The sequence below is a fragment of the Nostoc sp. CALU 546 genome (genome assembly GCF_048836525.1).
This window is the reverse complement of record NZ_JAWJTF010000020.1, coordinates 70,571-93,580: the sequence shown is the minus strand read 5'-3', so window position 1 is coordinate 93,580 and position 23,010 is coordinate 70,571. Positions and strand designations below refer to the sequence as shown.

Genomic DNA, 23,010 nt, shown 5'->3' with positions numbered 1-23,010 from the left:
AAATACCAAGACTTACGTAAAATTCCCATTTGGAAACTGGCAAACATATTTAGGTAATAGGAATGAATAAACCAATTTTGCTTTCAACACCTCATATAGGCGATCGCGAACTAGAATTTGTCAAAGAAGCTTTTGAAACTAACTGGATTGCGCCTGTTGGCCCCCATGTTGATGCTTTCGAGCAAGAATTTTGTGAATTAACTGGTGCTAGCCATGCTGTGGCTGTTAGTTCTGGCACAGCGGCTCTGCATTTAGCTTTGCGGTTAGTTGGTGTTGAACCTGGGGATGAAGTTTTTTGCTCTACTTTAACATTTATTGCTAGTGCTAATCCAATTACTTATTTAGGTGCAAAACCAGTTTTTATCGATAGCGATCGCACTTCTTGGAACATGAACCCTGAATTGTTAACCGAAGCGCTAAATCACCGCGCCAAAAAAGGCAAATTACCTAAAGCTGTTGTGGTTGTACATTTATATGGTCAAAGTGCAGATATTGATCCAATTTTAAAAGCTTGTAATCACTATAATATTCCCTTAATTGAAGATGCTGCTGAAGCTTTAGGGGCTACTTATAAAGGGCGTTCTTTAGGAACTTTTGGACACATTGGAATTTATTCTTTCAATGGCAATAAAATTATTACTACCTCTGGTGGTGGGATGTTAGTTTCTAATGATTTAGAGTTAGTAAATAGAGCTAAATTTTTAGCAACCCAAGCCCGCGATCGCGCTCCTCATTACCAACATTCAGAGATTGGTTACAACTATCGTTTAAGTAACATTTTAGCTGGTATTGGTCGCGGTCAGTTGTGTGTTTTGAGTGAGCGAGTGGCAGCGAGACGACGCAATTTTGAAATTTATTACCAAGCATTGAAAAACCTACCAGGTATAGAATTTATGCCGGAAGCTAATTATGGACGCGCTACTCGTTGGCTAACCTGCTTAACAATAGATACTGAAGCTTTTGGTGCAAATCGAGAACAAGTCCGTCTAGCACTTATTGAACAGCAAATTGAATCTCGTCCCGTCTGGAAACCTTTACACCTCCAGCCAATTTTTGCTGAGTGTGAATGTTTTGGCGGTGAAATAGCAGAAGATTTATTTGCTTACGGTCTTTGCTTACCTTCTGGATCTAATCTTAAACGCGAAGATTTAGAAAGAGTAATTGGTCAAATTCAAGCAGTTCACCATAAAAGTCAATCTGTGTTCATATTTCCCGAAAAAGTCTACCTGACAATTTAATTTAAATTTCATATCCCGGTATTATTGAGTAATTTGATGTAATAGGTTGTTTGAAAAGTGGTATGTTGCGATTTTAATCAAATTATTACCCCCCTTAATCCCCCCTTATAAAGGGGGGAAATAAGAAAATCTGGTTCACTCCCCTTTTATAAGAGGAGGGTTGAGAAAATAATAAAATCCGGTTCCTTGCCCTTTTATAAGAGGAGGATTGAGAAAATAATAAAATCCGATTCCCTCCCCTTTATAAGGGGAGGGTTAGGGTGGGGTAATCAACTTGATGCTTTTAACAAAAATAAAAAAATGTAATTATTTTATGGCACTACAAGAATCTTCTGGAACATTTGATAAATATTCGCAAGTTCTGAAACGCCGTTGGATTAATGCTTTGGGTGTTTTCGTTTGCATCTTCATAATTTTACAGGTAGCTACATTATTCAAGAAACCTTATTATTTAGCAGAAGGAAAACTGAAATTTCAAAGAACAAATACTACTTCTTCATTAACAGGAGTAGGAACAGAAATGAGCAAGCTAGAGCCATTAGTTGATAATAAAAGTAATCCTCTGAATACAGAGGCAGAAGTTATCCGTTCTCTACCAGTTGTCAAAACTACCATAAATAGACTTAATCTAAAAGACAAGAAAAATATACATTTAAAAACCAAGCAATTTCTGCAAATGCTAACAGTAAAGGAAATTAATGGCTCTGATATCCTAAGTATTTCCTATAAAGATACAAACCCACAACTAGCTGCACAAGTTGTTAATACTTTAATAGATGTCTATTTAGAATACAATATATCATCTCATAGAACTCAAGCGACAACTGCTCGCAAGTTTATAGAAAAGCAACTACCAAATGCAGAATTAGTTGTTAGACAAGCAGAAGCAGAACTAGCAGAGTTTAAAGAAAAGTACAAAATTGTTTCTCTGCAAGAAGAAGCGACTAAAGCACTGGAAGTTATTACAGCATTACAACAGCAAATTAATGAATCTCAATCTAGATTTGCCGATGCTGAAGCACAAACTCAAGGAATCCGTAAACAATTGGGTATGAACTCCCAGCAAGCAATAGTTATGACTTCCATTAGCCAAACGTCAGGAGTACAAGATATTCTTCGAGAAGTTCAACAGTTAGAATCACAACTGGCAGCTAGGCGGACTGTTTTGCAGGAAAACCATCCGCAAATTATCGATTTGGTATACAAATTAGAGTCGTTAAATGGGCTACTACAACAACGGATAAAAAACGTTAGAGGTACAAATTCAACACAGCTAAATCATAATTTTCAATTGGGAGAATTACAACAGCAGCTTTCTGCAAGGCTTGTAGAATTAGAGTCAAATCGTCTGGGTTTAGCAAGCCAAATTACTACTTTATCTGGGTTACAAACTGCTTATAAACAACGTTTGAACAATCTACCGAGATTGGAACAACAACAGCGCCAATTTGAACGTAAAGTACAAGCCGCACAATCTACTTATTCACTGTTACTACAAAAGCTGCAAGAAAGCCGAATCGCCGAAAATCAAAGCTTAGGTAATGCCAGCATGATATCCGAAGCTGAAATACCAGAAGAATCAATTTCATCTCCAATGTTTTTATATTTGGCAACAGGTTTATTGGCTGGTTTAACAGCTTTATCGGCCGTCTATATTTTGGAAAAAATAGATAAATCAATTAAGAATGTTGACCAAGCAAAAGAGTTGCTTAAATTTACTTTATTAGGGATTATTCCTGACTTCAGCAAATCGAAAAAATCTCTTCGTGGCAATGAAGAACTGGAGTTATATAGCAAAAGGCTTGTAGTTCGAGATATGCCGCGATCGCAAATTAATGAAGCCTACCGAATGTTGCGGGCAAATCTGAGGTTTACGAGTGCTGATAAGGAGCTAAAAGTTATAGTTGTCACAAGTTCTGTACCCAGAGAAGGTAAATCAACAGTGGCGGCTAATTTAGCTATAACAATGGCTCAGATGGAGCGAAAAGTTTTACTGATAGATGCAGATATGCGTCGTCCTGTTCAACATAAAATCTGGGAACTAATTAATAATCAAGGTCTAAGCAATTTGATTGTTGGACAAGGTGAAATTAGGACAGCTATCAAACAAGTCATGGATAATTTATATGTCCTCACCTCTGGAGTTACACCTCCTAATCCAGGTTCTCTTCTCGACTCGAAAAAAATGGCTGCATTAATTCAAACTTTGTCTGTTTATTACGACTTTGTAATTATTGATTCTCCATCATTAAACGTTGCTGCTGATGCAGCTACTCTAGGTCAAATGGCTGATGGTGTTTTATTTGTTGTTCGTCCAGGGGTTGTTGATTCTGTTAGTGCCAGTATTGCTAAGGAGCTTTTAGAAAAATCTGGGCAAAATGTCTTGGGACAGGTAGTAAACGGAGCTATTCCTCAGACTGAGCGCTACAGTTACTACTACTCAACTGAGGAAAATAATCTCCAAGAAGCTATTGGAGTCCGAAGTAGGAAGTAAGGAATAGTTGATTAATCTGATCAATATCTATCTTTATAACCTAGTCGTGGATGATATGGGCAGTATATATGCAACTTTTTTAGGTAATGATTTACAACAAAGTATCAGTAATATATCTTTTGAAGATTTTTATATTAAAAACCAACTGGTAACTAATTTTAGTTTTATATCCAGCTATGAAGACAAAAATAACTATAATCAATTAAACTTAAAACCTCTCCGTGTCCCTGCGTCCAGTTATCCCACGATTGTGAACATTACAGCTACAAAAATGTATGCGTCACAATTTGGAGAAATAGGGGAGTTTGTCATCACTCGTACTGGTAATATAACTCAAGACTTAATAGTGAAATACAGGATTCACGGAACAGCCGAGGATGGAGTGCATTATCAATCAATTGCTAACTTTGTGACAATCACGGCTGGGGCGAGTGAAATACCAATTATAATTCAACCTCAAAAAAGCGATTATCAAGGATTGAAAACAGTCTTGTTAACTTTGGAAAATTTGCCCAAGAGTAGCCAATATATGCTCGGAACAAACTTTCATGCTGTGGTAAATATTCTTAATTTGTAAACTTATACCAATTCAATTAATGCTTCTCTACAAATGGTCTATTTGTCGGATTCTTCAAATTCTTTACTTAAAACTTTATGCCTCGATCGCAGGATGATAATCATCTGGATTATTAAAGCCTGCAATCCAGGCTGCTGCTTGATGGCAACTCCGCATGTGAGGGGGAACGCGCAGGATATGAATATGTCCTGTGGATGGACAAGTGACTTTCAAGACCATAAGCGGTTCGTCATCCTCAAAAGGAATGTAGACTAGTTGACGTTCTCCACCAGCGTCTTGATCGCGATCGCGGATTAATCCTCCCACTTGCTGCAAAAATGTCTCGTATCCCAGACGTTCAATCAGTACGCGACGCAACTCAACATTCTCTATATTGAGGATATCCTGTCCGGTTAGGGACTGGGATTCAAAGGCAATCTTATCGTCTACCTGCACGCCTCGCCAACGCAAAATAAAACCATGCCCGGCAGATAGACTGGTAATCCCACTTCCGGCCAACTCAATCCAATAAGTGATATGCAGTCCTTTGGGAAGGGTAGTGAGGTTTACACAGCCGCTAATATCAATACTTTCACAGGTTAAATTTTCAGGTAGATTGTAAAGATCCAACGCACCGCTTAAATCCAGATGCCCCAAAACGCGCATCCCATCCCAGGCACGATGTTCAAGGATGAGTTTTCGAGCATGTTCAGCCGATACCGGCTCGTGGCTTTCCTTTGGGCGCTGCAAAACTTGTCTATTCGGCACACGTCCCTGCGACATCATCTTGAGCATTAGTCCATCACCTCTACATAAGCATCAGGGCGATATTCACGTTGTCTCCAGACGCGGTAAAGCCCTTGGGGTAATTCAATCGCCCGATGTTCTTCATGAACTAAAGTAGCACTAGGTTCTTTAACCTCAAGAAAAAGGTCACTACCATGTACCCACAACTGAACAGCATTAGATTGCTGAATCCGATGGCTGTGTCCTGTGATTTCACCATGAGCGAGAGTAGCACCTATACGCTTTTGGACACCAGCAGGTAAGGTAGCAATACCTCTGATCAGAACGTCGCCATGTCTGTAGAGAACACTACCTTGGTTAGCTTGGGAGTTGTTGCTGTTGTTAAACATCTTTCTATCATAACAATACCTTTCTAATAATATTAGCAAAAATAAAATTCGGTAATTTTGATAGACTTAACATAGGTTATTATTCGTTAGTAAATTATCTAAATAAATCTAACAATTAAGCTTTAGAAGTAATGAGAAATGTCAATTACTAAAGTTAAGTCTGCAACCACAAACAAGTATCTTTTCATATAAGCAATGACTCAAAAAGCTGCCTTATCTCGATTTGCCATAGCATTTATTTTATGTTAGAGAGCGTTCGCTTTTGGGGGAAAACTTTTCGATTTATTGAAATTATGCAGAAATTGCAGTTCAGATGCGGTGAGATCGCGCCATTGACCCAATTGTAGGTCACTTAATTGTAAGTGAGCTATTTTGACTCTGACTAGTCGCAAAGTTGGAAACCCTACAGCCGCAGTCATGCGCCGTACTTGGCGATTTTTTCCCTCTGTCAAAGTCATTTCCAGCCAAGCTGTCGGTACACTTTTGCGAAATCTAATCGGCGGAGTGCGTTCAGGTAATTGTGGTTCTTCTGGTAAGAGCCTAACTTCTGCTGGCTGAGTGCGGTAATCTTGAATTTCCACACCTGTTTGCAACCTATTAATAGCATCTACATCTGGAATTCGCTCTACCTGTACCCAGTAAGTACGTTTATGACCAAAACGCGGATGGGCGAGGCGATGTTGCAATTGTCCATCGTTGGTTAACAGCAGCAATCCTTCACTATCCCAGTCTAAGCGTCCCACAGGATACACATCAGGCACATCAATATAATCTTTTAGAGTGCTATGTGTGGGGGCATCTTTTGTAAACTGACTGAGAACGCCATAGGGTTTGTAAAAAATAATATATCGGTAATGATTTTTCATTTGTCGTTTGTCATTTGTCATTGGGCATTGGGCATTGGGCATTGGGCATTGGGCATTGCTTATTCTCCTTGTCTCCCTCTGCTTCTTCATCTCCATTACACGAGTGTTTAATGGGCAAAATTATCTAAAGATTTGGGCATCCTAATAAAAACAATATAGTGAAGAGTTGATTATGCCAAGTTCCAAAATCTGCCGACGGTCTTTCTTGTTTTTAGGAGGTGCTGTTTTGGCACAAGGATTAACATTGGCGCTCCCGGCAGCGGCTCAAACTGTGCAAGTGAAAAGGGGTAAGGTAAATGGTTTCTCTTTTTATCAAACTATTATTGACCTCACTGACCCCAAAACCTTTATTACTATTGGTTTAGCAAATAATGCAACTTTGGCTAATACTAATCAAAAAACTAACGGTGATGAAGAATTTAACAATTTAGTGGCTCGTCATCGTGCGGCTGTCGTTGCTAATGGTACTTTTTTTGCCAAGAATGCCCAGAAAACAGTGATGGGTAACATGGTAGCGGCAGGGAGATTCCTCAAATACAGCCAATGGGAAAATTTTGGTACTACTTTGGGGTTGCGAGTTGGCAATAAACCGGAAATGGTGACAGCACGGGTTGATGGTAAACCGGAATGGAATCAACATTGGTTGTCTATTACCTGTGGGCCTCGACTGTTGAGACAGGGACAAATTTGGCTGAAGCCGGATGTTGAAGGATTTAAAGATCCTGGGGTTTTAGGTACTGGCGCACGAACTGCGATCGGGTTTCCTGCTGATGGTAAAAAACTATTTTTGATAAATTTCGATAGTGGATTAACTTTACAACAAGAAGCGCAAGTGATGAAAGCAATTGGCTGTCACGAAGCGATGAATTTAGATGGTGGTGCATCGAAAGCCTTTGCTGCTAACGGTAAAATTTTAGTCCCCGCCGGACGCCCACTAACTAATGTGATTGTTGTTTATGATGCCAAGAATCCTGCTCCTACTGGTTTACAACAGTCATGGGCAAGGTTTCAGAAAGGCGATCGCCCCATCATACCTGGTGGTTAAAAACTTTTGATTAGTGATAATACGCAATTAACTATATCAGAAAATACAAAGTTAGATAATTAAAGTGAAGTAGTGACACTTAAATAAACAGCCACTATAGTAATGAAATTAACTAACTTTCATATATAGCAGGTTAGCTGAATAATGCTTACAAGTCAGTCAAGAAGCTGAAAAAGCTAAAAAAATAACTTTTTCAGATCGGCATAAACTATGCCGAAAGTGTCAACTTTCGGCGACTTTGTTCTGCCTTAAAACAGCAATACCCGCAGGTTACAATACTTGTCGGTTAAGGGGGAAAGGGGAAGGGGGAAAGGGAAATTAAAAACCTTTAACCCTTACCCTTTAACCCTTTCCCCAAACCAAACTTTGGGTTCAAAATGCTTAACCAAGTAGTATTGCCGTAGGTTAATATCTCAAGTTTCTGAAAAATTGATTTAGGTAGGTAGAAGTTATGGCAATTATCAATGGTACTAACGCTAATGACAACCTCTATAGCTTCGGGGGTGGTGACAGTCTCTATAGCTTCGGAGGCGATGATGTCCTGAATATTAGCAATTCTTTGGGGAAAAACCTCTTAGATGGCGGTTCTGAAAACGATCAAATTTATGCTGTAGCTACCACTGGCAACAATATCCTCAAGGGAGGAAGTGGGGATGATTATTTAGATGTTTCTGTTTCTTTTGGGAATAACATCCTCTATGGAGATACAGGAAATGACGAATTTTCGATTCAGGATAGTTTTGGCAAAAATATTGTTTCAGGTGGAACTGGCTCTGATAAATTTTACGCATATAGAGTCAATGGTGCTAACACCCTAGATGGTGGCAATGGCAATGACTCCTTCTATTTGAGCGCCTCATATACCGCCCCCTCTGTTTTAGTAACCCAAACAGTAAATGGGGGTACAGGTTCGGATTATTTGGAAGTTAATTACAGTAGCTATACTACCAAAGGAATCACCTCGACTTTCAATGCAACCACTAACCAAGGCTCGATTACAAGTGGCACTAATCGAGTTAGCTATAAGAATATTGAACGATTCAATATCACTGGTACAGCCTACGCTGACAATATTCGTGGGGGCAATGGCGAAGATGTGCTTAGTGGTGGCACTTCTGGCAATGATACGATTAGTGGGGGTTCAGGTAACGATCGCCTCTATGTTTCCTACTCGTCTGGCAATAAAATTGTGAATGGAGACGATGGTAACGATACCTTTTACGCATACGGAGCCAAGGGTGCTAACACTCTAAATGGGGGGAATGGCGATGACACCTTTTATTTGACCGCCCCAACTACCGCCCCCTCTGTTTTATTGACTCAAACGGTAAATGGGGGTACAGGTTCAGATTATTTAGAAGTCAATTACAGTAGCTATACTAACAAAGGAATCACCTCAACTTTCAATGCAACCACTAACCAAGGCTCGATTATAAGTGGCACAAATCAAGTTATCTACAAGAATATTCAAGGGCTAAATATCAGTGGTACAGTCTACGCCGACAATATTATAGGGAGTAATAGTAGCGATTTGCTCTTTGGGTATAATGGCAACGATCTCCTGACTGGAGGGAAAGGCAATGATATTCTGTATGGGGGAGATGGCACTGATACTTTTGCGTTCAATAATTACAATCAAGGCATTGATACTCTCGTTGACTTCGACACGACTGATGAAGTTATTCAGGTATCGGCTACTGGTTTCGGCGGCTCTTTAGCAGTAGGTACACTCTCCGCTGGTAAGTTTACCATCGGTTCATCTGCAACAGCGATCGCTCAACGATTTATTTACGACAATATTACAGGTGCGCTGTTCTTTGACCAAGATGGTAGCGCTGGCGCTTTTACTCAGGTACAATTCGCGCAACTCAGCAGTGGAATGTCACTAAAAGCAACTCATTTTGTTGTTGTCTAGTTCTACGCATAAACACCAATAAATCCCAGAAAAACCAACCGCAGAAGCATAGAAAACACCGAAAAATAAGAGTTTGAGAGAATTTTTGCGCCTACCCCCTGCCCCCTATCCCCTATCCCCTGCCCCCTACCCCCTGCCTCTCAAAGGTGTCGCAACTAGGCTCGTTGTAGACATCGCTTCTCTCAAGGTCAAGGTATTATGTACTCGAACACCGTGCAGCATAAAACCTGAGGTTTTGCATGAAAGTAGCAGTTTTCAGTACTAAAGCCTACGATCGGCAGTTTTTGTCAGCTGCAAATTCTCCCATCCAACACGAGTTAGTGTTTTTTGAACCCCGTTTAAATCGGGATACAGCTATCCTTGCTGCCGGATTTCCGGCGGTTTGCGTCTTTGTGCATGATCAGGTTGATGCCCCAACTTTAGAGCTTCTCGCCTCACGGGGAACTCGCCTGGTTGTCCTTCGCTGTGCAGGGTTTAACAATGTAGACTTACAAGCCGCAGCAGACTTAGGAATTACCGTTGTGCGTGTTCCCGCCTATTCACCTTATGGGGTAGCAGAACACGCCGTAGGATTGATTTTGAGCCTAAATCGCAAAATTCATCGTGCCTATAACCGTGTCCGAGAAGGCAATTTTTCCCTAGATGGACTGTTGGGATTTAATTTGCATGAACGCACAGTGGGAATTGTCGGCACCGGCAAAATCGGTCTGATTTTAGGACAGATTATGAAGGGGTTTGGCTGTCACCTACTCGCCTATGACGTTTATCGGAATCCCGAATTGGAGGCATTAGGCGGAAAGTATGTAGAACTACCTGAGCTATTTGCCAACTCCGATATTATCTCCCTGCATTGCCCCCTAACTCCCGAAACCCATCACTTGATTAACACTGAGGCTATAGAAAAGATTAAGCCAGGTGTGATGATAATTAATACTAGCCGAGGAGCGCTGATTGATACCCAAGCCGTGATTGAGGGATTGAAGTCTGGTAAAATTGGCTATCTTGGTGTAGATGTCTACGAACAAGAATCAGAATTGTTCTTTGAGGATTTGTCTGGGGAAATTATTCAAGATGATATTTTCCAACGTCTGACAACGTTCCCCAATGTACTCATTACCGGACATCAAGCCTTTTTTACAGCAGAAGCTCTCTACAATATTGCAGAAACAACTTTTGCTAATATTACCGATGTTGAACAAGGTCGTTCTTGTGCAAATGAAATTCGTGCCTAAACCTTTAGCAATCTAAAATCTCAAATCCAAAATCCAAAATTGTGTGACCTCATAAATTGTTAACACCCTTGCCCCCAGATATAACCAAAGTGATACACTACATCCATGCTAGGGGTGCCTAAATAACCAGGCTGAGATCACACCCTTAACACCTGAGTCTGGGTAATACCAGCGGAGGGAAGCTGTTTATCGAGGAATTACAATATGCGGACAGAATGGGTTGCTAAACGACGTGGGCAAAGTAATGTATCTCAAATGCACTACGCCCGCCAAGGTGTTATCACCGAAGAAATGCACTACGTCGCCCAGCGGGAAAATCTCCCTGCTGATCTCATTCGTGAGGAAGTAGCACGGGGACGAATGATTATCCCCGCTAATATTAATCACACTAATCTAGAGCCGATGGCTATTGGCATCGCCTCCAAATGTAAGGTAAATGCTAATATCGGCGCTTCTCCCAACTCTTCTAATCTTCAAGAAGAAGTGGATAAGCTAAACTTGGCGGTGAAGTACGGTGCTGACACCGTAATGGATTTGTCCACAGGCGGCGGTAACTTGGATGAAATTCGCACCGCTATTATCAAAGCTTCACCTGTTCCCATTGGTACGGTGCCAGTATATCAAGCTTTAGAAAGCGTTCATGGCACAATCGAGAACCTGACTGCTGATGATTTTCTCCATATCATCGAAAAGCACGCCCAGCAGGGGGTAGACTATCAAACTATCCACGCTGGGATTTTGATTGAGCATTTGCCTTTGGTGAGAAGCCGGATCACTGGTATTGTCTCTCGCGGCGGCGGTATTTTGGCGCGGTGGATGCTACATCACCACAAACAAAACCCGCTTTACACTCACTTCCAAGACATTATTGAGATTTTCAAAAAATATGATGTCTCCTTCAGTTTGGGAGATTCCCTGCGTCCCGGCTGTACCCATGATGCCTCAGATGAAGCACAATTAGCTGAATTGAAAACTCTGGGACAGCTAACTCGCAAAGCCTGGGAAGATGATGTACAGGTGATGGTGGAAGGGCCTGGACACGTGCCAATGGATCAAATTGAGTTCAACGTCCGTAAGCAGATGGAAGAGTGTTCTGAAGCACCTTTCTATGTGTTGGGGCCATTGGTAACAGACATTGCTCCCGGTTATGACCACATCACTTCAGCCATTGGAGCAGCGATGGCTGGATGGTACGGTACTGCAATGCTGTGCTATGTAACACCTAAAGAACATTTGGGTCTGCCAAATGCTGAAGATGTTCGGAATGGGTTAATTGCCTATAAAATAGCGGCTCATGCGGCTGATATTGCCAGACATCGCCCTGGTGCAAGGGATAGAGATGATGAACTTTCCAAGGCGCGTTACAACTTCGATTGGAACCGTCAGTTTGAATTATCACTCGATCCAGAAAGAGCTAAGGAATATCACGATGAAACTCTACCAGCAGATATCTATAAAACTGCTGAGTTTTGTTCGATGTGTGGGCCTAAGTTCTGCCCAATGCAAACTAAAGTTGATGCTGATGCGTTGACAGAATTAGAGAAGTTCTTGGCGAAAGAGGCTGTGACTCAAAGCTAATAGACACAGCAGGGAATGGCACTAAGATAAGCCCAAAGTCTTGTGTTGCCTCGTTCCCAGCCTCCAGGCTGGGAATGTATTCCGAGAGGCTGCTGCCTCTGATCAAGCCACTAGAGGCGGAGCCTCTCAGAAGCGTTTCCCAGCCTGGAGGCTGGGAACCAGCCAGGGCAATGGCTGTGTCTTAACTTAGTGCCATTCGACACAGCAGGGCGATTCATAAATTGCCTCTACATGGCGTGAAGAAGACAGGAGGATAATATTCGTCCTGCCGTCTGCCTCTCTTGTTAAAATCCAATTTCAATGGTCAAGCTGCGAATTTTTCCTGTATCTGCGTTAGCTTTATCTGCAACTTCAAGAGTCCAGGTTCCTTGGGGACTCTTACCTTTAAAGGCAGCAAGTTTAGGGGTGTTTACCTCGTCATAAGTTGTTTTGATATTATCTGTAGCTCCGCCCTGGCGATCGTGCAAAATTATGGGAAGTATGCCTATTTGTACTGGGGGAAGGAGAGTAACTACAAGGTCACCAATATAAGTATGTTCGATGTCTACATTAACTTTGATAGATTTCAGCAGGCTGGTATTAGCGATCGCTAACGACAATGTTGATACTTGCAAATCGTTAATTGGGATATCTTGGACTGCTTGAAATATACTAATTGGCGATATTTGAGGCGGCTTGGCCAATTCTACGGCTTTGAGGGCATTGATTCGACCGTAACCGTAGAAAGGACTGCGACCACTGGCATCATATTTACCTTGAGATGGATCAATGCGATCGCAGGAGCGTTTAATAATATCTCGCACTTCGTCCCAACGCAGATTTGGATTTCTGGCAATAATCAAGGCTGCTACACCGGCTGCACCTGGACAAGCACTAGAGGTTCCGCCGAATTCGTTCGTGTAGTTGCCCCCAGCGTCACCCAGATTTTGATTACCCGAATTATAACCAAGTACACCAGAGCGATCGGCTGTCCAAATTCCAGGGGTTTGGGAACTATCACCGTTGTTGCTAGGGAAAGCACACCAGACCGCCTTACCAAAGTCACTATAAGCGCTTCTTGTGCCGTAGTCGTTACAAGCTGCCACAGCAATTACCTTTTGGTAGCTGGCGTAGCCGTCGTTATCCACGCTTTCGTTACCATTGCCAGCCGCGAATAAAATTACACATCCTTTGCCGTTGCGCCCTTTATTGATTGCAAAGTCTATAGCAAGTCTTGTGGAATCAGGCAGAGGTACTTTTTGATTGTGTACAGGATCGTTTGGCTCAAACCAAGTACCATCTGATGGCCCCCAGCTACAAGAAATAACATCAGCACCATTTTGAGCCGCCCAAATAAAAGCATCTGCTTCATCCTGTGACCCCAGCGCCGAAGCTAAACGAATCGGCATCAGTTTTGCACCTGGCGCTACACCAGATGCACCAAAGTTGCCGTTTCCACAAGCTACTCCGGCACAAGCTGTCCCGTGATTATTGTCGTTTCCCGGTCTGGGATTGTTCGTTTTACGTGTGACATCACGCGGCGCAACAATCTTGCCAGAGGAACGGAACTCTTCATGATCAAGATCCACGCCGTCATCGACAATTGCAATAATCGTCCCAGTGCCATCGCTTAACTTCCAAGCGGCCTCAACATTGGCATGGGCGTTAATTACCTTACCATTAATAGTTGTTTGCTTTAAGTGCCACTGCTGCGGAAAAACCTGACGTTGGCGTGATTCACGCACTAGTTCAGGATGGCACAGTTCCACTAATTCCTCATTCAGAAGTCTCTCGGCGATATCAAAGACGGCTATACCGGTATTTGTAGGTGCATTGACAAAGTAAGCATTGCGTGCATATTCAAGTTGGCGTTTAATTGTTAAACCGTAACGTCCTAATATCTCTTGGCAAACTCTTGACTCTTCTTCGTTATCGAATTTAACAAAGAGGTTTTCGGTGTAAATTACAGGTTGTTGGGATACTGGATCAATCAGGACACGTCCGGCAAATTGGACTTCAGACTCTTTGTTGAGAATTTCACGGGCGCGATCGCGCAAAGCTACACCCTGATTCGGAACTTTCGCTTGCAGAATTTCTACACCCGCTTGGCGAAACCGCGTTGTTAACTCAAATTGATTGAGGATGCTACGAGCGACAGGTGAGACAGGTGCAACTTCAAAGGATCTTGCACCGATAAGAGTGCTGCGGCTTTCGGTACGCACTACAACGTGTTCGTTACTGATAGCAAGTTCATACTGTTGGCCATTCTGTCCACCATAGCGAACCTGAACCATAGTTTAATCTCCTGGGATATTTGTGTTGAAAATTAGGCATTGGGAAACCGTATTATGCACTACTTTTAAAGCTGGTTGCACAGATAATGAGCTTACATTTAGTTTATGGATGCTTCTTATTTCATGTGTTATATGTGTATTACGGCATCGAAAAGACACAGCTTAAATAGAATTTAATCTCTCTAAGTTCATACAAGCCTTCGATTCGTTTTTCCCGAAAAGAGGGGATTCAAAGTTAGGTTGCTTTAAGAATCTTCATCATCATTAGGGAAAGCTGTACATCCCAATAAAAGATTTGTATTTGATACCACTGAAAAACGCTATAACATCATTAGAACTTGAGAAAGATGTTTTATTTTCCGGCTGAGTCTTTTCTACAGGTGTACTCTCTACCCCTGACTGCTGAAGTGAGATTTCAAAACGACTATTTTTCTGAATATCCACAACAAATTCGCGTTGGCAGCAATCGCACTGCTGTATCCTACACTCGTAAACCTGGGTACTATGCAATACATTACAATCAACCCAGCACCGTGCCATCAGGAGCAATTTTACAACTTAACGACGGTGCAATTGCAGTTTTTCCAGGCGAACCCAATCAATCAGAGTCGGGTAAACTGAGTCCGATTTACACAGTACTACCCAATGGTTCCCTAGCAGTACCAACTGGACTGGTTTTCATCCGCTTTACTGAAGGCGTTGATGTGGATTCGCAGCGTGAGTTAATTAATCGAGCGGGTTATGAAGTAGCGCAAACCCTTTCTTATGCACCTCACACGGCTTGGTTACGTGCCCAATCTGGTAATATTGCTGATGCGATCGCTAAAATTCCTCAGTTAGAAGCAATTCCTAATGTTGAGAATGTTGAACCTCAAATGCTTATGGAAAGAGGTTTGAGATAGATTACTAACGCATTTTTACGTTAATAGGAGTTAATTATGCGGTTACAACCACTTTATCAACAAGACCGTGAACAAGCTGTACAAGAAGGAAATAAGCAAGGTGAACAACGTTTAATTATACGTCAATTAAATCGGCGTATTGGTGAGATTGATTCATCTACTATTGAGCGAGTTCAAGGATTATCTATTGAACAATTGGAGACGTTAGGAGAAGCTTTGTTAGACTTCTCAGCTAGTTCTGATTTAGAAGTTTGGTTAAATCAACAAACTGAATAAATCTAATCTGTAAAATTAAACAGATTTTCGAGACGCGATAAATCGCCGTCTCTACAAGTGTTTTGGTTTTATCTGAACTGTATTGAATACTAACCAAAACTTTGAACAACGTACATATCATTTCCTGTATCGCCGACTAAAAGCAAGCTACTGTCATCACTTTCTAAATTTTGACTGCCAGCAATACCTGTTTGCAGAACTTTAATTATTCTTTGGGGAGTGAAAGATTCCAATTCTACAAATTTTCCAGATTCTAACCATGCTAATTCTTCAGCAGATAAACTTTGACGAATTTCTTCAGGCAATTGTTTAGCTGCTTGCGCCGACTCTGGAGAGGATTGAATGAACATTCCGCGTTTAGTAGCGATAATTTGACGTGGTGTCAGTCCGATATCAATAATCACAATCTCGCTATTGAGAAACCAATTAGCGTTGGTTCTCAAATTATGAACTAAAGCAATTCCTCGTGGATTGCAATCATGTACTGCGTAGACTTTCAAATCGGGATTGCGGCGCAGCATTTGCATTGTGGTGTCAAAAATGCTTTGGGGATATCCAGTAATGCTGAGGATTGCACAGTTGTTTTCAAAGTGAAAATTATTAGCAATTAATAGTTGAGCAATACTGGCAGTATCACAAACGACTAATCTATCAAAACTGTAAGCAGTTACATCAGGATTAATCGTGGCTGGTGTATTTTCCTGCTTTGGTGAAGGAAGAATTTTGAGAATTGAACCATTTATTTGCTGCCAGCGATTTAGCCAATCTTTAAGCTGAGATTCAGAAATTAAAAATTCTTGTGTTAATAATTTAATTCGCTCTAGCTGTCGAGTTCCTAAATATATAGGCAGCATTCCTATAAGAACAACAACGACAAATAATCTGAATGATTTTGAGCCAAGACTTAGTAGAATTCCTATGGAAAGGATAATTCCTCCTATGATTTGTAAATTCCTCGCATACTGTTTGCGACTTACAAGATTGAGTTTAGTTGATTTGCTACTTTCATGAAAAAAATTAATAAAGGCAAGATTTACTATTAGCGGTATAAAAATCGTTAATGATGTAATAAAGTTAATAACCAAAAAAGGAATTAGCCAGCCAAATCGTGAAATTGACTTTGAGTTTTTTCTGAAACGATTATCTAGAAAATAAAGCAGTTGCTTTGGTGTAAAAAATAAGGTTTTATTTGCAGAAATATCAGCGATCGCCTTTGCAAAAAAAGGATCAGTAATCTGAACATTACTCATACTGGTCGGTTCAAAGGCAAAGGGATGATTGCATTTTATACACCGACCTTGGTTAGCTGTCCGGTCTTTGAGTTTATTGTCAGTTCCGCAGTTAATACATTTCATAATGGTTGTTGGATGTTAGTTATTAATTGTTAGTCAATACGATTTAAATCGGGCTTGATCCCCCCCTTAAAAAGCTACGGTGTATACACAAGTCTGAAGTAGTTTACTCACCTGGTTTATGCGTCAGTTTTACCCCACCCTAACCCTCCCCTTGCAAAGGGGAGGGAACAAGATTTTCCGGTTTCCCTCCTTTACAAGGGGGGATTAAGGGGGGTAATTCAACTTGTGTATATACGGTAGCCTTAAAAAGGGGGGAACTATCAAGCATCTGATTTGTGAGCAAAACACTGTAGTCTTCCCGCTTGCGAATCAAGCGATGTGTGCCATTTTCTAGCAAGACTTCCGCAGGTTTGGGACGGTGTAAAAAGTGAGACGACATGGCATAACCATAAGCACCGACATCTAAAATGGCAACGATATCACCAATTTCTAGCGCTGGAAGTTGGCAATTTTTCCCCAGATAATCTCGTGAATAGGTGGTGTTCCCACAAATATCAGTTGTGAATGGATTGTCTGCTTGCTTCCAGGTGACGATTTCTCGGTAGCCGCCGTGTACTGATGGGACTGAAAGATTGGCAACGGTGGTATCAACTCCAACAATCTGTTTTTCTCCTTGCCATTTCACAGAAACGACTTGAGCAAGCAAAGTTGCACATCCTGCGATCGCACTTCGTCCCGGTTCAATTACCAAATCAATTTTCCGCCCTAACTGAGTAATTCTCTCGGTTAATTCAGCCCCAAATATTTCCCAGTCAAAGGCTGCTTTGTTGTGATGATAAGGGTAGCCAAAGCCGCCACCAAAATCTAGATATTCCCAGTCTGGTAACTGTTGGGCTGTGGCGATGACTGTATCAATCACCTGGGTGAATGCAACTGTAGCGTTAGTTCCCGTCCCTCGATAGAAGTGTAAACCACTCAGCTTTAATCCAAACTCAGCAGTTAAAGCGATCGCATCACCAAATTCTTCAGGACGCACACCAATGCGGCTATCTCCGGTAATTTCTGGTAAATTGAGGCGTAAACCCAGACGAATATTTTTCTCTCTGCGTCTAACTTCGCAGCACAATTGCAATTGAGCAAGACTATCCAGATTGAGAGTTGTAACTCCCCAATTCAGGACTTGTAGCATCTCAGCCCGATTCAAATTACTACCGCTATAAACAATCTCACTAGGATTGAAACCAGCTTGCAATCCCAGATAAATATCTCCTGGGGTATTGGCGTGAAGTCCCCACCCAAAGGAGCGAAAAATTTTTAACAGCGCAATGTTGCCATTAGTAACACTAGCAAAGCGAAATTGCGTGCGCGGATAACTGACTGCTTTGCTAATCCGCTTAATAGTTTCGCCCAAGCGATCGCCATTATAAACATAAAGCGGAGAACCGTAGTTATTCAGTAACTCTTGAGCAAGTTCTTTAGAGAATGGGAGATTAAGACGATTTTGAGTTAAATTATTTGATACCATTTACCAAAAATACTGATACAGTAAATTACGAATTACGAATTACGAATTATTTTGTAATTTTTCCATAGCCAACGATGTAACCAAAAGGGGTGATCCCAAGACTGTTTACTTAGTTCTTCATTTAAAACATGCGATCGCCAAAGTTGCCACATAATTAGTAACCAGAGTGTTTCACCAATTCGACGGCCTTGAATAGCTGCTCCTAGTTTGCCTTCAACGATTTGGGCCGCAATGTGAGGATAAAAGTGATTGTGAGTGCGAAGTACTTCTGGATTGAGCCAAATACCCAGTTGATGCCAAAAATCATTTAAACACCAAGAAGTTAAAGGAACCCCCATACCCCGCTTTTGTCGCCAGACAATTTCCGGTGGGAGCAAGTTTTCTACAGCCCGTTTGAGGATATATTTTTCACAAGCTCCTTGTAAACAGAGTTCTCCAGATAGGCAGAATGTCCACTCAGCTAGAGGTAAATCACAAAAAGGCGATCGCACCCATAATCCATGAGCAAACCCCAATGCAGTTGCACGGGGATGGATATTCTGCGCTCCTTTGAGCATCAAACTAGCACGGCGGAGGCGATGCAGCAAAGATGGACATTCATTGCGATCTAAAGCCGCCAACAGCCAATCTTCGGGATGCAAATTTTGGATCTGTGCATAGATATTTGGCTGATAAACTTGAGATTCGTATCCCCCAAGACGGTGAAAGGTGCGGAAATATTGCTGGATAAAAGTTTCCTCTCCGGCGGGATTTTCTGCTTGATAAACACCTGCGGCTATTAAAGGTTTATTCGTCCAACCAGCAAATAATTGATCTCCACCTTCGCCATTAAAAATTACCTGAGTTTCCTGACTCGCTCTCTGAGATAGGAGATACAACGGCACACACACACCATCTCCAAAGGGTAAATCTAATGCTTTTACAGTCGGAATTAGGGCATTTTTGATTGAATTTGGGTTTGCTGCAACTTTAATTAGCGGAATTTTGAGAAACTGGGCGACTTGTTCAGAATATCCATACTCTGAAATCCCTGTGTCACCAAAATCTAAAGTATAGGCGCGGACTTTCACCCCTGCTTGTACCAGCAGCGCCGCCACCACTGAAGAATCGAGTCCGCCAGAGAGAAACACCCCAACAGGCTCATCTTTTAAATCGGCAATCTGTCGCTCAATAGAGTCTTTCAGAAGAGTTTGCAATTCGGTAATTGCTGTAGCTTCATCTGTTAACTGTTGTGGAACTTCCTGCCAGGAGTGGATGTTTTTAGATTCAGGTGTTTGCAGCTTACCTGATTGGCGATCGCTCTGCCAAACTAATTCAGTTCCCGCCGTCACTGTAAACACTTGATTAATAGGAGTTAAGGGTGTAGGAACGTAAGAAAAACAGCTATAGCCATATAACCCCGGAATGCTAACTTCTGACTGTTGCAAAATCGGTAAAAGTAATTGCAGTTGCGATGCAAACCAAATTATTTGTCCTTGCTGAGTCCAATACAAAGGAACTCTTCCGAAAGGTTCTCTTCCCAAAATTAGGCAGTTGTTTTCTTGGAGACTTACCCAAGCATCGGGTGAACTAAATAATCCTGATGCGGAAATGGCGGCAATTTGATTTTGTTGCGGTGGAGAATTGCCATCGATTCCTATGTAAACAACATTCCAGATGGGAAGAGGATTATTTTCCTGTGTAGAAAACTTCAAAGCCTCTTCCCTTCTAAAAGAGAGGTTTTCCACAACACTAGTTAACAGCGCTTCTAACTCCTGTTGAGCGCCGTAACCCCAATAGCCAAGAAAGTGATGCGGGATACCCATCTGGACTATTTAACTTCAAAGGTTGCATCGCTAATCTGCCGGCCTTCCAGAAACATCTGCACCTGCCAATTGCCAACAGTTGCAGCCGAATTAATAGTGTAGCGACACTGGGTATCCCAGACAGACGTATTAATTTCGCGGGTTTGATAGTTGTTTTGCTTGACAATTTGACCACTTGGGTCAATCCAATTACAAGAGAGAGCCAGCTTTTTACCCAAAGGTGCATCCTTTAGAGTGACACGATACAACACTTCTGGATTGGTTTGGCGAGAAATTGTCTTTAAGTCGCCGCCATTATCTTGTGTCAAAGTGATGCGGTCTTGTTGAGTAGAAACACGAGAGAGTGTAGAACTTTGCTGCTGCATGAAAAATATTGTAGATGCAATGACAACCACTACAACTGCCACCACTCCAGAGGTAATCCATCGATTTCGGCGTTGCTGTACTTCAAGTGCTTGGCGGCGATTTAACTGAATCAGCGCTTCATCTAATAACTCAGGCGGTAAATTCAACTCCTGTAAAATTTCTCTCACCTGCTGTTGGTCTAGTTCCGCTTCCCGACGCAATTGCAGACCTTCTACTTCTGTAACTATTTGTGATAATTGCTCTTGAGTCAATCGCTGCGCCATAGCTTAACTCCTGTTGAAAAATTTGATTGCGATCGCTAAATCTCATTTTTGTAGGTACATCATAAGCTACAAAATAGAGTTATTGCTTTTCGGATTCTTTCTGAGATATCTCTTTCAGGAGGCAGGAGGTAACCCAATACTGCTCGGTTAAGGATTTTTAACTCGGAATTTGGTTTAGGGAAAAGGTTAAAGGGTAAAGGTTAAAGGTTTTTTCTTTCCCCTTTCCCCTTCCCCTTTTCCCCTTAACCGACAAGTATTGGGAGGTAACCCACCCTTAAAAGAGTGGGATTGAAGCAAGGACGTTTTATACCTAGCTGCAAGCAGTCTCAGTATAATTATTGCTTTGAACTGGGCTTTAGACCCAGAACTAAAGTTTTAATTGATACTTCTTACCTCCTGCCCTCTGCCTCCTGCCTTCTGCCTTTCTTCGGTAAACCCAGATGCGCTACTCCTCTTGTACAGACGCGATGAATCGCGTCTCTCTTAATTCTTAATTCCTAATTCCTAACTCAGCACTCATTATGACTCAAGAACAAAAAACCGCTATTGAAGGTATCTATGAAGTCTGTATCGGTATCCCAGAGCCAATTTCTGCAATTCAGTATTGGGAGCAATTTGGCTATCGCATTGGTGAAGTGGGTGAATTAACCGCAGATGTAGCCAATCAATTATATGGGGTGAATTCGTCTTTACGCTCAATCCGCCTTTATCACCAAAATGCAGATCATGGTTTAATTCGGCTGATGGTTTGGCAAAATCCCACTAATGAAGGTTTGGGAACAGCGTCAATGAAAATTAAGGGAAATCGCTGGGCAACAAGCTTAACGACAGATATTTTAAGTATTTTAAATCATATAGAAGATGCAAAGACCGCAGGTTTACCTATTAGGTACTCTAGCCCTTATTGGGAAGTCATCTACAACAAAGAGAGAAAAAGCCGTCCTTTTATTGAGCCAGCAGTTGGTGTGCGAGAAATGCTGCTACTGCAACCCTTAACTCGACAGGTTTTGTTTCAACGGTTTGGCTATACGCTACAGCATTACGGACAAGTTAACCAGAATGCGCCTCTCAAGACTAGTCAGTTTACCCATATAGGAATCATCGTTCAGGATGACAGCAAAGAAACCCTGAAGTTTTATGAAGAAGTTTTGGGTTTGCTGCGTGTGCGGGATGATGTCGAAACTAGCTATGAATCTTCCCCAGCAGGTAAAGATATTTTTGACCTTAATCCTGGTGAAAAGTTTATTGTTACTACCTTTGATGATCCTCGTTCTTCTAAGTTTGATTTGATGGCTACACGTAGTGGTAGGCTTTACATCGTTCGATTCCCAGAAGAAATTAATTTAGAATCGCGCTTTGAGTCCGCCCAACCAGGTAGTTTAGGTATGTCTTTATATACCTATCGGGTTAAGGGATTACAAGAATATTGCGATCGCATCAAAGCGAGTACTGCAAAAAAAGTTACAGAGATTACTACTAATGAATTTGGCGAGACAAGTTTCTCCTTCATTGCACCAGATGGCTACTTCTGGACTTTGCTAGAAGGTAACTAGTTATTATAACAAGTTAATCAAGGGAATAACTATGCCTAATATTTCATTCAGTTAAATTTCTTGATTTCCACCAATAGCGAGCTGCTTTTTGCTATTTTTCAACTGCTTCCAAAGTGCCTCAATTTGCTGGTAAGCTTCCTCCTGAGACAGTTTTCCCCCTGTTTCTAGGCAAGTGATGTAACTAATTTTTTGGGCAAATTCTTGGAGGTTGGCATTAAACACTAAGTTTTCTGGCTGGAATTTACCATAATACCGACTACGAGGGTAAACAAAGCTGTTTTTGTCTTGAGAGTTAGATTGTGTCATAAGTTTGCTCTTGGTATTTCTTAGTTTTTGTACTTCTTAGTTAAAGTTATAAATTATAATTTTCCTTACTGTTGTATATACATAGTAAGAAATTTAAACTTCTGAAGAAGTTAATATTTTGATTAAATCTTAGGATAAGGCAGAGGGAAAGGTAATCAATTGTGGAAAACACTGAAATTATAAAGGCAGAGGGTATTTTAAGTAAGTAGAATTCCCTTTTGCTTGCTGAATCTACCGAAATGAGAAAGCAATATGCCTTTTGCTTGCTAAATCTACCGAAATGAGAAAGCAATCAAGGGTTTTGAGAAAGCAATATGCCTTTTTGCTTGCTAAATCTACCGAAATGAGAAAGCAATCAAGGGTTTTGAGAAAGCAATATGCCTTTT

The 23,010-nt window shown here is 41.4% G+C and carries 18 protein-coding genes, 1 pseudogene and 1 riboswitch; of the genes and pseudogenes, 10 read left to right on the top strand and 9 right to left on the bottom strand.

Going from position 1 to position 23,010, the window contains the following annotated elements; all coding sequences use genetic code 11:
* The first annotated feature begins 62 nt into the window (after nucleotides 1-62).
* From RRG12_RS12865 to RRG12_RS12855, 3 genes are all read left to right on the top strand, one after another.
* Complete coding sequence (locus RRG12_RS12865) at nucleotides 63-1,238, top strand: aminotransferase class I/II-fold pyridoxal phosphate-dependent enzyme (protein ID WP_420759550.1); 1,176 nt, start codon at nucleotides 63-65, stop codon at nucleotides 1,236-1,238.
* 313 nt (nucleotides 1,239-1,551) lie between these two features.
* Nucleotides 1,552-3,732 carry a GumC family protein gene (locus RRG12_RS12860; RefSeq protein WP_420759549.1) on the top strand — a complete coding sequence of 727 codons (2,181 nt, stop codon included), beginning with the start codon at nucleotides 1,552-1,554 and terminating at the stop codon, nucleotides 3,730-3,732.
* Nucleotides 3,733-3,778: 46 nt separating this feature from the next.
* Entirely contained in the window at nucleotides 3,779-4,309 is a 531-nt protein-coding gene (locus tag RRG12_RS12855) for a hypothetical protein (protein ID WP_141699631.1), read from the top strand.
* 75 nt (nucleotides 4,310-4,384) lie between these two features.
* On the opposite strand, the gene RRG12_RS12850 is transcribed toward RRG12_RS12855, so the two are convergent.
* From RRG12_RS12850 to RRG12_RS12840, 3 genes are all read right to left on the bottom strand, one after another.
* Nucleotides 4,385-5,083 (bottom strand): DUF6745 domain-containing protein, encoded by a 699-nt coding sequence (locus RRG12_RS12850; protein ID WP_420759548.1) that lies wholly within the window; start codon nucleotides 5,081-5,083, stop codon nucleotides 4,385-4,387.
* Entirely contained in the window at nucleotides 5,083-5,424 is a 342-nt protein-coding gene (locus RRG12_RS12845) for a hypothetical protein (protein WP_420759547.1), read from the bottom strand. The genes RRG12_RS12850 and RRG12_RS12845 overlap by 1 nt, the downstream gene beginning before the upstream one ends.
* Before the next feature lie 245 nt (nucleotides 5,425-5,669).
* Nucleotides 5,670-6,290 (bottom strand): rRNA large subunit pseudouridine synthase E, encoded by a 621-nt coding sequence (locus tag RRG12_RS12840; protein ID WP_420759560.1) that lies wholly within the window; start codon nucleotides 6,288-6,290, stop codon nucleotides 5,670-5,672.
* A 172-nt stretch (nucleotides 6,291-6,462) separates the two neighbouring features.
* On the opposite strand from RRG12_RS12840, the gene RRG12_RS12835 reads away from it, so the two are divergent.
* The 4 genes from RRG12_RS12835 to thiC all read left to right on the top strand — a co-directional run bounded on the left by RRG12_RS12835 (nucleotide 6,463) and on the right by thiC (nucleotide 12,060).
* Entirely contained in the window at nucleotides 6,463-7,335 is an 873-nt protein-coding gene (locus RRG12_RS12835; protein WP_420759546.1) for a phosphodiester glycosidase family protein, read from the top strand.
* A 451-nt stretch (nucleotides 7,336-7,786) separates the two neighbouring features.
* Nucleotides 7,787-9,250: a calcium-binding protein gene (locus RRG12_RS12830; RefSeq protein WP_420759545.1), complete on the top strand. Its 1,464-nt coding sequence runs from the start codon at nucleotides 7,787-7,789 to the stop codon at nucleotides 9,248-9,250.
* A gap of 239 nt (nucleotides 9,251-9,489) precedes the next feature.
* Complete coding sequence (locus RRG12_RS12825) at nucleotides 9,490-10,482, top strand: 2-hydroxyacid dehydrogenase (RefSeq protein ID WP_069068335.1); 993 nt, start codon at nucleotides 9,490-9,492, stop codon at nucleotides 10,480-10,482.
* A gap of 100 nt (nucleotides 10,483-10,582) precedes the next feature.
* Nucleotides 10,583-10,679: riboswitch (TPP riboswitch) on the top strand.
* 7 nt (nucleotides 10,680-10,686) lie between these two features.
* The gene (gene thiC / locus RRG12_RS12820) at nucleotides 10,687-12,060 is read left to right on the top strand and encodes a phosphomethylpyrimidine synthase (RefSeq protein ID WP_229486025.1); all 1,374 of its coding nucleotides are present in this window, start codon (nucleotides 10,687-10,689) and stop codon (nucleotides 12,058-12,060) included.
* Nucleotides 12,061-12,344: 284 nt separating this feature from the next.
* Here the strand turns inward: thiC and RRG12_RS12815 are convergent, their stop codons facing one another.
* Nucleotides 12,345-14,333 carry a S8 family serine peptidase gene (locus RRG12_RS12815; RefSeq protein ID WP_420759544.1) on the bottom strand — a complete coding sequence of 663 codons (1,989 nt, stop codon included), beginning with the start codon at nucleotides 14,331-14,333 and terminating at the stop codon, nucleotides 12,345-12,347.
* A gap of 347 nt (nucleotides 14,334-14,680) precedes the next feature.
* Between RRG12_RS12815 and RRG12_RS12810 the strand changes: the two genes are divergently transcribed.
* Both RRG12_RS12810 and RRG12_RS12805 read left to right on the top strand, forming a co-directional pair.
* A complete protein-coding gene (locus tag RRG12_RS12810; protein WP_420759543.1) occupies nucleotides 14,681-15,235 on the top strand; it encodes a hypothetical protein in 555 nt (184 codons plus the stop codon).
* A gap of 27 nt (nucleotides 15,236-15,262) precedes the next feature.
* A pseudogene (locus RRG12_RS12805) lies at nucleotides 15,263-15,511 on the top strand (DUF4351 domain-containing protein); the annotation flags it as partial.
* An 89-nt stretch (nucleotides 15,512-15,600) separates the two neighbouring features.
* Here the strand turns inward: RRG12_RS12805 and RRG12_RS12800 are convergent.
* The 4 genes from RRG12_RS12800 to RRG12_RS12785 all read right to left on the bottom strand — a co-directional run bounded on the left by RRG12_RS12800 (nucleotide 15,601) and on the right by RRG12_RS12785 (nucleotide 20,765).
* Nucleotides 15,601-16,866 (bottom strand): hypothetical protein, encoded by a 1,266-nt coding sequence (locus RRG12_RS12800; RefSeq protein ID WP_420759542.1) that lies wholly within the window; start codon nucleotides 16,864-16,866, stop codon nucleotides 15,601-15,603.
* A gap of 139 nt (nucleotides 16,867-17,005) precedes the next feature.
* Entirely contained in the window at nucleotides 17,006-18,331 is a 1,326-nt protein-coding gene (locus RRG12_RS12795; protein ID WP_420759541.1) for a diaminopimelate decarboxylase family protein, read from the bottom strand.
* A 32-nt stretch (nucleotides 18,332-18,363) separates the two neighbouring features.
* Nucleotides 18,364-20,136 carry an asparagine synthetase B family protein gene (locus RRG12_RS12790; RefSeq protein ID WP_420759540.1) on the bottom strand — a complete coding sequence of 591 codons (1,773 nt, stop codon included), beginning with the start codon at nucleotides 20,134-20,136 and terminating at the stop codon, nucleotides 18,364-18,366.
* Between the two features lie 5 nt (nucleotides 20,137-20,141).
* On the bottom strand, nucleotides 20,142-20,765 hold the full coding sequence (locus RRG12_RS12785) for a DUF3859 domain-containing protein (RefSeq protein WP_069068325.1): 624 nt from the start codon (nucleotides 20,763-20,765) through the stop codon (nucleotides 20,142-20,144).
* 521 nt (nucleotides 20,766-21,286) lie between these two features.
* Between RRG12_RS12785 and RRG12_RS12780 the strand changes: the two genes are divergently transcribed.
* On the top strand, nucleotides 21,287-22,318 hold the full coding sequence (locus RRG12_RS12780; RefSeq protein ID WP_420759539.1) for a VOC family protein: 1,032 nt from the start codon (nucleotides 21,287-21,289) through the stop codon (nucleotides 22,316-22,318).
* A 51-nt stretch (nucleotides 22,319-22,369) separates the two neighbouring features.
* Here the strand turns inward: RRG12_RS12780 and RRG12_RS12775 are convergent, their stop codons facing one another.
* Nucleotides 22,370-22,624, bottom strand: a complete 255-nt coding sequence (locus tag RRG12_RS12775) for a DUF7219 family protein (RefSeq protein ID WP_069068323.1) — start codon at nucleotides 22,622-22,624, stop codon at nucleotides 22,370-22,372.
* Nucleotides 22,625-23,010 lie beyond the last annotated feature (386 nt).

What these genes read in the sequence shown, in the direction of transcription:
- RRG12_RS12790 (WP_420759540.1), bottom strand. Translation starts at nt 20,136, where the DNA reads ATGGGTATCCCGCATCACTTTCTTGGCTATTGGGGTTACGGCGCTCAA.
- RRG12_RS12840 (WP_420759560.1), bottom strand. Translation starts at nt 6,290, where the DNA reads ATGAAAAATCATTACCGATATATTATTTTTTACAAACCCTATGGCGTT.
- RRG12_RS12865 (WP_420759550.1), top strand. Translation starts at nt 63, where the DNA reads ATGAATAAACCAATTTTGCTTTCAACACCTCATATAGGCGATCGCGAA.
- RRG12_RS12845 (WP_420759547.1), bottom strand. Translation starts at nt 5,424, where the DNA reads ATGTTTAACAACAGCAACAACTCCCAAGCTAACCAAGGTAGTGTTCTC.
- RRG12_RS12860 (WP_420759549.1), top strand. Translation starts at nt 1,552, where the DNA reads ATGGCACTACAAGAATCTTCTGGAACATTTGATAAATATTCGCAAGTT.
- RRG12_RS12830 (WP_420759545.1), top strand. Translation starts at nt 7,787, where the DNA reads ATGGCAATTATCAATGGTACTAACGCTAATGACAACCTCTATAGCTTC.
- RRG12_RS12780 (WP_420759539.1), top strand. Translation starts at nt 21,287, where the DNA reads ATGACTCAAGAACAAAAAACCGCTATTGAAGGTATCTATGAAGTCTGT.
- RRG12_RS12785 (WP_069068325.1), bottom strand. Translation starts at nt 20,765, where the DNA reads ATGGCGCAGCGATTGACTCAAGAGCAATTATCACAAATAGTTACAGAA.
- RRG12_RS12795 (WP_420759541.1), bottom strand. Translation starts at nt 18,331, where the DNA reads ATGGTATCAAATAATTTAACTCAAAATCGTCTTAATCTCCCATTCTCT.
- RRG12_RS12825 (WP_069068335.1), top strand. Translation starts at nt 9,490, where the DNA reads ATGAAAGTAGCAGTTTTCAGTACTAAAGCCTACGATCGGCAGTTTTTG.
- RRG12_RS12810 (WP_420759543.1), top strand. Translation starts at nt 14,681, where the DNA reads ATGTTTTATTTTCCGGCTGAGTCTTTTCTACAGGTGTACTCTCTACCC.
- RRG12_RS12800 (WP_420759542.1), bottom strand. Translation starts at nt 16,866, where the DNA reads ATGAAATGTATTAACTGCGGAACTGACAATAAACTCAAAGACCGGACA.
- RRG12_RS12850 (WP_420759548.1), bottom strand. Translation starts at nt 5,083, where the DNA reads ATGCTCAAGATGATGTCGCAGGGACGTGTGCCGAATAGACAAGTTTTG.
- RRG12_RS12775 (WP_069068323.1), bottom strand. Translation starts at nt 22,624, where the DNA reads ATGACACAATCTAACTCTCAAGACAAAAACAGCTTTGTTTACCCTCGT.
- thiC (WP_229486025.1), top strand. Translation starts at nt 10,687, where the DNA reads ATGCGGACAGAATGGGTTGCTAAACGACGTGGGCAAAGTAATGTATCT.
- RRG12_RS12835 (WP_420759546.1), top strand. Translation starts at nt 6,463, where the DNA reads ATGCCAAGTTCCAAAATCTGCCGACGGTCTTTCTTGTTTTTAGGAGGT.
- RRG12_RS12815 (WP_420759544.1), bottom strand. Translation starts at nt 14,333, where the DNA reads ATGGTTCAGGTTCGCTATGGTGGACAGAATGGCCAACAGTATGAACTT.